General features: G+C 72.5%; 11 protein-coding genes. 5 read left to right on the forward strand and 6 right to left on the reverse strand.

Annotated elements, in window-relative coordinates; translation table 11 throughout:
• Positions 1–52 precede the first annotated feature (52 nt).
• Together DEJ04_RS07595 and DEJ04_RS07600 are read left to right on the forward strand one after the other, a co-directional pair.
• Positions 53–655 (forward strand): TetR/AcrR family transcriptional regulator, encoded by a 603-nt coding sequence (locus DEJ04_RS07595; RefSeq protein WP_111046717.1) that lies wholly within the window; start codon positions 53–55, stop codon positions 653–655.
• Positions 656–810: 155 nt separating this feature from the next.
• Complete coding sequence (locus DEJ04_RS07600; RefSeq protein ID WP_111033864.1) at positions 811–1,104, forward strand: hypothetical protein; 294 nt, start codon at positions 811–813, stop codon at positions 1,102–1,104.
• Positions 1,105–1,112: 8 nt separating this feature from the next.
• On the opposite strand, the gene DEJ04_RS07605 is transcribed toward DEJ04_RS07600, so the two are convergent.
• From DEJ04_RS07605 to DEJ04_RS07620, 4 genes are all read right to left on the reverse strand, one after another.
• Complete coding sequence (locus tag DEJ04_RS07605) at positions 1,113–1,304, reverse strand: hypothetical protein (RefSeq protein ID WP_146248672.1); 192 nt, start codon at positions 1,302–1,304, stop codon at positions 1,113–1,115.
• The gene (locus tag DEJ04_RS07610; RefSeq protein WP_181437761.1) at positions 1,301–2,323 is read right to left on the reverse strand and encodes an arsenic resistance protein; all 1,023 of its coding nucleotides are present in this window, start codon (positions 2,321–2,323) and stop codon (positions 1,301–1,303) included. Before DEJ04_RS07610 ends, DEJ04_RS07605 begins: the two co-directional genes overlap by 4 nt.
• Positions 2,323–3,450: an NAD(P)/FAD-dependent oxidoreductase gene (locus DEJ04_RS07615; RefSeq protein ID WP_181437762.1), complete on the reverse strand. Its 1,128-nt coding sequence runs from the start codon at positions 3,448–3,450 to the stop codon at positions 2,323–2,325. The genes DEJ04_RS07610 and DEJ04_RS07615 overlap by 1 nt, the downstream gene beginning before the upstream one ends.
• Before the next feature lie 107 nt (positions 3,451–3,557).
• Positions 3,558–3,890 carry a hypothetical protein gene (locus DEJ04_RS07620; protein ID WP_111046720.1) on the reverse strand — a complete coding sequence of 111 codons (333 nt, stop codon included), beginning with the start codon at positions 3,888–3,890 and terminating at the stop codon, positions 3,558–3,560.
• A 66-nt stretch (positions 3,891–3,956) separates the two neighbouring features.
• Between DEJ04_RS07620 and DEJ04_RS07625 the strand changes: the two genes are divergently transcribed.
• Together DEJ04_RS07625 and mtnN are read left to right on the forward strand one after the other, a co-directional pair.
• Positions 3,957–4,913, forward strand: a complete 957-nt coding sequence (locus tag DEJ04_RS07625; RefSeq protein ID WP_111046721.1) for a serine hydrolase — start codon at positions 3,957–3,959, stop codon at positions 4,911–4,913.
• A gap of 54 nt (positions 4,914–4,967) precedes the next feature.
• Positions 4,968–5,675, forward strand: coding sequence for a 5'-methylthioadenosine/S-adenosylhomocysteine nucleosidase (gene mtnN, locus DEJ04_RS07630; protein WP_110864380.1), 708 nt, complete (start codon positions 4,968–4,970; stop codon positions 5,673–5,675).
• Between the two features lie 41 nt (positions 5,676–5,716).
• Here mtnN and DEJ04_RS07635 read toward each other — a convergent pair whose 3' ends face one another.
• Positions 5,717–6,547, reverse strand: coding sequence for a serine hydrolase (locus DEJ04_RS07635; RefSeq protein WP_181437763.1), 831 nt, complete (start codon positions 6,545–6,547; stop codon positions 5,717–5,719).
• 234 nt (positions 6,548–6,781) lie between these two features.
• Here DEJ04_RS07635 and DEJ04_RS18370 point away from each other — a divergent pair, with 234 nt between their 5' ends.
• Positions 6,782–6,937, forward strand: coding sequence for a hypothetical protein (locus DEJ04_RS18370; RefSeq protein WP_155896774.1), 156 nt, complete (start codon positions 6,782–6,784; stop codon positions 6,935–6,937).
• Positions 6,938–6,991: 54 nt separating this feature from the next.
• Here DEJ04_RS18370 and DEJ04_RS07640 read toward each other — a convergent pair whose 3' ends face one another.
• Positions 6,992–9,415, reverse strand: a complete 2,424-nt coding sequence (locus DEJ04_RS07640; RefSeq protein WP_111046723.1) for an excinuclease ABC subunit UvrA — start codon at positions 9,413–9,415, stop codon at positions 6,992–6,994.
• Between the last annotated feature and the right edge of the window lie 274 nt (positions 9,416–9,689).

Raw genomic sequence — 9,689 nt, forward strand, 5'->3', positions numbered from 1 at the left:
AGAAAGCGGAGCGTTGTTCCGCATTCCGTCTGCGTCGTGCGATGATCGACGCATGAGCACCCCGTCGACCGACCCCGTGCCGCGTCGCCGTCGCGACGTCGAGCGCAACGAGCGCACGATCCTCGACGCCGCTGCCGCGGTCTTCACGGCCTCGGGCGTCGGCGCACCGGTGCGCGAGGTCGCCACCGCCGCGGGGGTCGGGGTCGGCACGCTCTACCGGCACTTCCCGACCCGTTCGGACCTGGTCGTCGCCGTCTACCGGCACCAGATCGAGGCCCTGGTCGACGCGGGGCCGGCGCTGCTCGGCTCGGAGCCGACGCCGTTCGCCGCCCTGCTGCGCTGGGTGCACCAGTTCGTCGACTTCCTCGGCACCAAGCACGGTCTGGCGCGCGTCTGGGAGGGTGACGCCGACGGCTTCACGGCGCTGCACACGCTGTTCGTCGACGAGCTCGTGCCCGTGCTCGGCCGGCTGCTCGACGCCGCGCGGGCGTCCGGCGAGGTGGCCGCGCCGACCCCGCCGTACCAGCTGCTCCGGGCCGTCGGCGACCTGGTGGCGTGGAGCCCCCAGGACCCCGACTACGACGTCCGGACGATCGTGACCCTCCTGGTCACCGGGCTGCGGCAGGCGCAGCCGACGGTGACCGACAGCGCGTAGCCGGCCACGCGCACTGGTCGCGACCGGCACCGGACTGGAGGCGCGGTGCGGGCCCGTCACGCGCCTCCCGTCCGGCATCGTGACCGTCTCGGGCCGCACCAGCGCCGTCGGGGCCGGTCCGGGCCCTACGATCGTCCCGACGAAGGGGGACCACCATGACGGAACTGGCGGACTGGGAGACCGAGGGGGCCAGGGCTCGTCCGGCTCGACCGGGTGACCACGAACCGGCGCCGGCCGCGCTGCGGGCCGTGACGATCATCGGGGTGTTGTTCCTGATCGCCGCGGGCTGCGTGTTCGTCGCGACGGCGTTCCTCCCCACGTCCGACGAGACGGCCGTGCCGGACAGCCTTCGACTGCTGATGGCGACGGTCGTGTCGGTCGGCATCGCCGTGGTCGGCGTGGTCGCCCTGCTGCTCCGACTCGTCGCCGGGGTGCTCGTCCGCCGCTGACGGCCGGCTCAGCGTCGGCCCGGCTCCGCGATGCCGGACTCGGTGTCCCCGTGCTCCGGCAGCACGTCGACGTCGGTGACCGTGTACCCGAGCGGCACCTGGCCCAGCGCGAGCAGGAGCGCCGTCCGCCGGTCGTCGTGCTCGGTCTCGATCACCCGCCGCTCGGTCGGGACGACGACGAGTCGGACCCGGTGCGTCACGGGTGCCCCCATGCGGCGGTGCCGCGCAGGCGTCGCCCGGCGTGCTGACCACGTCGCCGACGCAGCAGCAAGTGGCGGACCGCGAGCAGGTGCGGGAACTCGACGAGCATGCCGACGACGATCGCCGTGGTGACCAGCGGCTGGTGGGGGAGTGCGGCGCTCGTCAGCCCGATCATCAGGGGTGCGTTGCGGGCCGCCGTCGTCATCGCGAGCAGCGCCGACCGCGGGTACGACAGGGCGGCGAGGCGTGACGCCCACTCGGCTGCGATGAACATCACGGCGAAGAAGACAACCGCGCACCCCAGTACGGCGACGAACACCGGCAGGTTCGCCAGCAGCAGCCCGATGTGCGAGGCGAAGAGCCCGGCGACCATCGCGCCCACGATCCAGGGGACCGCGCGGCCGGGCAGGGCGGCGGCGCGGGCTCGAGCGCCGTCCGGCAGGAGCGAGATACCGAGGCGGATCACCACGGCGATCGCGGCGGGCAGGACGAACCACTGCAGCAGGGTGCCGATGGTGCCCACGGCATCGATGCCGGCGTTGCCGCCCAGGACCGTGATCCACACCGGGAACAGCAGCAGCTGGGTGACCATGTTGATCGGCAGCAGGGTCGCCCCCACGGCGGTGTCCCCGTCGCTCAGGCGGGTGAACGCCAGGAACCAGTCGGTGCAGGGCGCCAGGAAGTACAGCATCACGCCGAGCTGCACTGCCGGGTGTCCGGGCAGGGCCACGCGGGTGAGCAGGAACGCGACGAGCGGGGCGAGCAGGAAGTTCATGCTCCAGGCGATGCCGATGACCTTCCAGGCGCCGGGCGTCCGTGGCAGGCGGTGCAGGGGGACGTCGACGAACAGGGCGACGACCAGGGTGATCACCAACGCGTCCACCACCGAGCCCATCGCGTCGCCGGCCGAGGGTGAGACGCCGCCGATCACCGACCCGACCAGGATGGCGCCGCCGATGATCGCGGGGGTGGCCCAGAGTCGTGCACCGGCGGGGCGGGCAGGCCGCTGTGCCGGCATCAGCACGCGCATTCGACACCACAGCAGCTCAGGTCGTCGGTGAGCATCCCGGCGTCGTCCCACTCCTGCAGGGCACCGCAGTCGCGCCCTGCTCGTTCGCCGATGACGCGGGCGACGTGGGCGAACCGCTGCCGGAACTTGTAGACGAAGCAGAACTGCAGTGCGCCGTGCCGGAGCGCGGTGCCCGCCAGGAAGAGTCCGGGCGTGGTGGTCGACTCGTCGTCCTCGGTGAGCAGCGGCCAGCCGTCCGCGCGGGTGTCGAACAGGCTCGCGGCCGGCCCGAGCCCCGGGCCGTACCCGGTGGCGAGGATCGGTGGCGCGTCCGCCACCAGGGCGGTCCGTCCGGCGACCCCGACGGTGAACCCGTCTCCGGACCGCTTGATGCCGGTGACCTGACCGTCGTCGACCAGGGTGAGGCGTCCGCTGGCCCGCGCGGCCGCGAGCCGTTGACGGGTCCGCGGGGCGAGGCGGAACGACGGGTCCGACCCGCTGCCGGCGTCCCAGGGGCGGGACGGGTCGACGACCGTCACCGTCGCCCCCTGTTCGACGTGGTGGCACGCCAGGTCGATGCCGGACTCGAAGCCACCCACGACCACCACGTGTCCGGACCGCGCCACCCAGGCTGCCTCGGCGGACGCGTGCACCCCGAGCGAGGTGCCGGCGCAGCGGGGCAGGATCGGGTCGGAGAACTCGCCGCCGGCCCAGACCACGTTCCGGGTGATGACGGGGCCGCGGCTCGTGGTCACGCGGAAGCCGTCGTCGTCCGGTTCGATGCCCTCGACCTCGGTGTCGAGCAGGGTCGGCAGGTGGAAGGCCGCGACGACGCCCCGCAGGTACCGGGCGTACTCGGGCCCGGACGGGTAGTCGGTCCCCAGGCTGTAGGCGGGTGAGGTGCGCGGGTGGACCGCGTTGAGGTCGGTGGCCCCGAACCCGTTGCCGGTGAAGGACGGCGTCAGGAACCGCTGGTGCTCCGGCCACCGACGGAACGTGTCCCCGACGACGCCGCGTTCGACGACGCCGAACAGCAGGCCGTCGACGGCGTGGAGTGCCAGGCCGGTGCCGACGCCGGCCGGTCCGGCTCCGACCACGAGGGCGTCGAGGGTCTCGGTGGGGTGTGGTGCTGGCATGGGGTCGGTCTTCCCAGCAGCTGCGGCTGCGTCGATGGAACGGCCACCGTGGTGTGGTCGCTGCACACCATCTTAGTGAGAACCGTTATCAACATGCCATCGGGGCATCAACCGACCGGCGTCGAGTACAGGACCGCCAGGGTCGCCACCAGTCCGACGACCACGATGGCGAGGTCGAGCAGGGCCAGGGTGACGAGTCGGGTGCGCTGCGGCCGGACGGAGGCCCGCACCACGACCATCGTCACGAACAACACGACGACGAGCACGAGCGCCGGCCAGCCGATCGCCGGCGCCCGGATCGCCATGAGGACCATCACCGCGGCGACGATCACGGCCGTGACGGCTCCCCACACGAGCCAGTTCGAGCCCGACGCCGTCCGGAGCGCGGGCTGGTCGCCGACGCGGGTGGGATCGGGGCGGCGGGGCTGTTCGTCGGACACGAGCCGGACGGTACGCGGCGGCCCCTGCTCGTGCCCGCAGCCGCGCGGCCGCGAGAGGATGGGGGTGTGCTCACCGCCGCGACCATCCTCGACGCCGTCGTCCGGCACATCGACACCAGCGGGTTCGCCGCACACGGCATCCACGTGCGCACGAGGACTGCGGCTCCGGGCACCGAGAGCACCGCGGACGACGTCGCCGAGCACCACTGGACCCCCGACGTCCGACGCGAGATCCACTCCGCCGCGAAGGGCGTCTGCGTCCTGGCCACCGGCATCGCCGCCGACGACGGCCTGGTCGACGTCGACGAACCGATCGCGACGTCCCTGGTCGGCACCGGCCTCGGTACGGAGACCGGGCTCGCGCTCGGCGACGGCGTCGACCGGGTCACCCTCCGACACCTGCTCACCATGACGAGCGGGATCGACATGCCCTGGTCGGCGACCGAGCTGACGGACTGGCCGGACCTGGCGGCCGAGTTCCTGCGGCGACCGTCCCGCGGCCGGGTGTTCCAGTACGCGAACGCCAGCACCTACACCGCGATGCGCGTGCTCGAGACCCGGGTCGGCGACGTCGGCGCGTTCGTCACCGAGCGACTGTTCGCGCCGCTCGGCATCCAGGACGTCGAGTGGCAACGCTGCCCGAACGGGTTCGTCGCAGCGGGCGAGGGACTGTGGCTCCGCACCGAGGAGCTCGCCCGCATCGGACGCCTGATCCGCGACCGCGGGGTCGTCGACGGACAGCGGATCGTCAGCGCGCGGTGGTGCGACGCGATGCACACCGACTGGGTCGAGCGCGAGGGCACCGGCCCCGGCTACGAGCGGTACGCGATGGCCGGATGGGGTGGTCCCGGCCGACTCTGGCGGCTGCACGGTGCGTACGGTCAGATGCTGCTGTTCGACGAGACCGAGGCGAGCAACGACTCCGGCACCGTCGTCACCATCACCGCCGACGACCACTTCGGCGCCGACGCGCTCGCCGCCTTCGTCGCCGACGAGCTGGCCCGCCAGGACCCCCGCCGGTAGCGGCCGCGATCCGACCTGCACGTCCGCGCGCGCCCGGCGTGGGAGGATCGATCAGTGCAGCAGCAACCCGTCGCGATCATCATCGCGGCCATGAGCGAAGAGGTCTCGGCCTTCGCCGACCTGTTCGGCGGTGTCCCCGTCCTCGACGGCCCCGTCGGCGGCCACGACCCGCACCAGCTGCTCGACATCGGCGGCGCCACGGTCGTCGTGCGCCGCAGCGGCATCGGCTTCACGAACGCCACGGCCGCCGTTGCCCACGGCTTCCACGACTTCGGCCCGGGCATCCCGGTGATCAGCGTCGGGACCGCCGGTGGGCTCATGCACGGTGTCGCCATCGGTGACGTCGTGGTCGGCGACCGGTACGTCAACCTCAACGCCGACGCCACCGCGTTCGGCTACGCCCTGGGCCAGGTCCCCGGCATGCCGACCGGCTACGCGCCGGACGCCCGGCTCGTCGAGCTGGCGATGGGTGCCGACATCGCGTGGCCCCTGCGGTCGGCGACGATCGGCTCGAGCGAGGTCTTCGTGACCGAAGGCCGTGCCCGCGCGCTCCGGGTCGCGTTCCCCGAGGTGGCCGCGGTCGACATGGAGTCGGCCGCGATCGCGCAGTTCGCCCACGTGCACGACATGCCGTTCGTGTCGGTCCGGTGCATCAGCGACCTCTGCGCGCCGGACGGCGCCGAGTTCCGTGAGCACCTGGACGACGCCGCGGCACGCGCAGCGCGTGTGGTCCACGACCTGGTGCTCGGCCTGCGTTCCTGAGTCCGCCCGCGCGCTCCCTCAGCCAGCCCGAGTGCCGGCGCTCACGCGACGACTCCCACGGCACGGAGGCGTCGGACGGCGAGCCGGTCGGCGGCTCCGGGCGCTGCGCCGAGGGCGTGCGACGCGATCGTGACGTCGCCGTGACGGAGCAGACAGATGCCGGCGTCCCGTGTCTGCCCGCTGTGCCAGATCAGCCCGTCGCGGTGCTCCCACGCCAGGAAGTCCGGCTCGATGCGTCCGATCCCCAGGCCGAAGCGCAGGAGGTCGGACATGGTCGACCAGATCCCGGCGGCCGGTGCGTAGGGCCCCGATCCGACGGTCCAGGGGTCACGGGGACGGCCCCGCCACGACCGGAGCAGGGTTCGTCGTTCGGGTGCCGGGTCGAGGGTGGCGCTGGTGATGCCGAGCGGAGCCAGGACCGTCCGCTCGGCGACCGTGGACCATGCCTCCTGCGCGACGTGCTCGAGCAGCCGACCGAGCACCGCGTAGCCGAGGTTGGAGTAGTCCCGCTCACCCGGTGTCGTCGGGGTCTGGCGCAGCGCACGGGTGACGTCCGCCTCGGACACGTCCGCGTACGGGTCGCCGACGATCCCGGCCGACATGCCCTGGTGCACACGGGGCAGGCCCGAGCGGTGTCGGATCAAGTCGTCGACCGTGTAGGTGGCGTCGTCGGGGACGTCCGGCAACAGGTCCCGGGCAGGGGTGTCCCGTGGGATGTCCCGTTCAGCGAGGAGGACGTGCACGGCGGCGGCGGTCACGGTCTTCGTGACGCTCGCCCACTCCACCAGCGCGTCCGCTTCGTAGCGACCGCCGAGGTCTGCGGTGACGTCGCCCCCTGCGTCGATGATCACGGCTCGGTTCGCAGCGGTCACGCTCGTCCTCCTGATCTGGTCGAAGCCACCATGATCGCAGCCGGTCATGAGGGGAACCTCGTTCGGGGCGTACGAGCCTCCCGGTGCCGGAGGGGCGCGATCCGGCTCTCGGCACGGCCGGAATTGCGTTCCACGGACGTTCCGGGACGGATTGCGAACTCGCCTCCGAGCCCCTCGCTAGCCTCCATTTCGGGGGGCCAAGGAACCACGGCCAATCACACAGGGAGATCAGCCATGAGCGCCTACACGAGCGACGAGAACGTCGAACCTGCACGCATCACCACCTTCAAGCGCGTCCGCAAGCAGTGGCGTCGGACGGGTGAGGTCGGCTACACCCACAGTGGCAGCGACTTCTTCCGCGACGACGCTCCGGAAGCGGTCCAGCGGTAACCAGCGGCAGCCACGAAGTGCCCGCCAGGAGCGATCCTGGCGGGCACTTCTGCGTCAGCGACCGAGCTGGTCCCGCAGGTACGGGGCGGTCCGGCTGGTCGTCGAGGCGGCGACCTCGGCTGGCGTGCCGGAGGCGACCACCTGGCCACCCTCGACACCGCCGGACGGGCCCATGTCGATGACGTGGTCGGCGCTCGCGACGACGTCCATGGCGTGCTCCACCACGACGACCGTGTTGCCCGCGTCGGTCAGGCGGGCGAGCTGGGCGGTGAGCAGCTCGACGTCGGCCGGGTGCAGGCCGGTGGTGGGCTCGTCGAGCAGGTACAGGGTGTGGCCGGTCCGCGCACGCTGCAGTTCCGTGGCGAGCTTGATGCGCTGCGCCTCGCCGCCGGACAGCTCCGGGGCGGGCTGGCCGAGGCGCAGGTAGCCGAGGCCGACCTCGCGGAGGGTCTCGAGTCCGCGCCCGGCTGCGGGCAGGGACGCCAGGAACGGCGCCGCTTCGTCGACGGTCATGCCGAGGACGTCGGCGATGGATGCCCCGTTCCACCGGACCTCGAGCGTCTCGGCGGTGTAGCGGGAGCCGTGGCACTCGGGGCACGGGGCCCAGCTGCCGGGCAGGAAGAGGAGTTCTACGGACACCGACCCCTCGCCCTGGCAGACCTCGCACCGGCCGCCGGCGACGTTGAACGAGAACCGCCCGGCGCCCCAACCGCGGGCCTTCGCTTCGTCGGTCTGAGCGAAGGCGGCCCGGACCGCGTCGAAGAGGCCGGTGTAGGTGGCGAGGTTCGAGCGGGGGGTCCGGCCGATCGGCTTCTGGTCGACCTGCACGACGCGGTCGATGAGCGGGTGCGACGTCGCGACGCCGGGCAGCACGCCGCCGACGAGCGACGACTTGCCGGACCCGCTGACGCCGGTGACCGCGGTGAGGACACCGAGCGGCAGGTCGACGTCGAGCCCACGGAGGTTGTGCAGGGTGAGGTCGCGGAGTTCGAGCGTGCCGATCGGGGTCCGGACGGCGCGGTCGGCGGTCGGCTGCCGGGGCTCCAGGAAGCGCCGGGTGACCGACGCCTCGACCTCGGCCAGGCCGGCGACCGGGCCGCTGTACAGGACGGTGCCGCCACCGGTGCCCGCACGGGGTCCGACGTCGACGATCCAGTCGGCTCGGCGCACGATGCTCATGTCGTGTTCGACGACGAAGACGCTGTTGCCGCCGGCACGCAGGTCGTCGAGGACGTCGACGAGGGACTCGGCATCGGCGGGGTGCAGCCCGGCGCTCGGTTCGTCGAGCACGTAGACGACGCCGAACAGGCCGGACCGCAGCTGCGTCGCGATCCGCAGCCGCTGGCTCTCACCGGGGGAGAGCGTCGGGGTGGCGCGGTCGAGCGCCAGGTAGCCGAGACCCAGGCCGACCAGGACCTCGACGCGGGTGAGCAGGTCGCGGGAGATCGCCACGGCGACCTCGGTGTGCTCGCCGGACGATGCCCGTGACGTCGCCGCTGCCGCGTCGGTGATCGCCGCGATCGGGCGCAGGACGTCAGCCAGGCCGGTCAGCGGCAGCGCGTTCAGCTCGGCGATCGAGTGGCCGCCGATCGTCACGGCGAGGGCGGCTCGGGTCAGGCCCGTGCCGCCGCAGAGCCCGCACGGGCCGGACTCGACGAACTGCAGCACCTTCTTGCGCTGGGTCTCGCTCTGCGAGTCGGCGAGGGTGTGCAGCACGAACTGGCGGGCGCTCCAGAACCGACCCTTGTAGGGCTTCGCCACGCGATCGCGCTTCGGCTGCACCTGCACGACGGGCTGTTCCTCGGTGAAGAGCAGCCAGTCGCGGTCCTCGCGCGACAGCTCGCGCCACGGGCGGTCGATGTCGTAGCCGAGCACGGCGGTGACGTCGCGCAGGTTCTTGCCCTGCCATGCCCCGGGCCAGGCGGTGATCGCGCCGTCGCGGATGCTCAGCGACGGATCGTGCACGGCCGATGCCTCGGTGACCTCGTGCGCGGTCCCGATGCCGTGGCACCGGGGGCAGGCACCGGCGACGGTGTTCGGCGAGAAGGAGTCCGATTCGAGCCGGTCGGCGCCGGACGGGTACGTGCCGGCGCGCGAGTAGAGCATGCGCATCGAGTTCGACAGCGTGGTCATGGTGCCGACGGTGGAACGGGAGCTCGGGGCGCCGCGACGCTGCTGCAGGGCGACGGCGGGCGGCAGTCCGGTGATCGAGTCGACGTGCGGGGTGGAACCCTGCGCGATCAGCCGCCGCGCGTACGGGGCGACGGACTCGAGGAACCGGCGCTGGGCCTCGGCGAAGACGGTGCCGAAGGCGAGTGAGGACTTGCCGGAGCCGGAGACGCCGGTGAACGCGACGATCCGGTCGCGGGGGATGTCCACGTCGACGTCGCGCAGGTTGTTCTCGCGGGCACCACGGACGCGGATGAAGTCGTCCGGCCCGGGTCGGTCGTCGGTCTGGGTCGAGCGAGGAGCGGGCATTCGCTCGATCGTAGGCTCGGCCACTGGGAGAAGCAGTACCGGTGCGGAACCGCGAACGACGAAGAGCCGCTCCGCCCTGATCGGCGGAGCGACTCTTCGCGTCGTGCGGTGTTGCGGCAGGTGTTACTTGATCTGTGCGGTGATGGTGGCGGTGCCGACGAGCAGGCCGCGCTTGACGGCGTCGGTGCCGAAGGTCTTGTTCAGCAGGCCGGCGGCGTCTTCGGAGATGTGGACGGTGGTGCCGGTGAGGATGGCGTTGTCGCCCTCGAGCTGG

Source organism: Curtobacterium sp. MCLR17_044 (assembly GCF_003234435.1).
Classification (GTDB): domain Bacteria; phylum Actinomycetota; class Actinomycetes; order Actinomycetales; family Microbacteriaceae; genus Curtobacterium; species Curtobacterium flaccumfaciens.

Coding starts and splice junctions, on each gene's coding strand:
- DEJ04_RS07610 (WP_181437761.1), bottom strand. CDS start 2,323: ATGCCGGCACAGCGGCCTGCCCGCCCCGCCGGTGCACGACTCTGGGCC.
- DEJ04_RS07615 (WP_181437762.1), bottom strand. CDS start 3,450: ATGCCAGCACCACACCCCACCGAGACCCTCGACGCCCTCGTGGTCGGA.
- DEJ04_RS18370 (WP_155896774.1), top strand. CDS start 6,782: ATGAGCGCCTACACGAGCGACGAGAACGTCGAACCTGCACGCATCACC.
- DEJ04_RS07640 (WP_111046723.1), bottom strand. CDS start 9,415: ATGCCCGCTCCTCGCTCGACCCAGACCGACGACCGACCCGGGCCGGAC.
- DEJ04_RS07595 (WP_111046717.1), top strand. CDS start 53: ATGAGCACCCCGTCGACCGACCCCGTGCCGCGTCGCCGTCGCGACGTC.
- DEJ04_RS07600 (WP_111033864.1), top strand. CDS start 811: ATGACGGAACTGGCGGACTGGGAGACCGAGGGGGCCAGGGCTCGTCCG.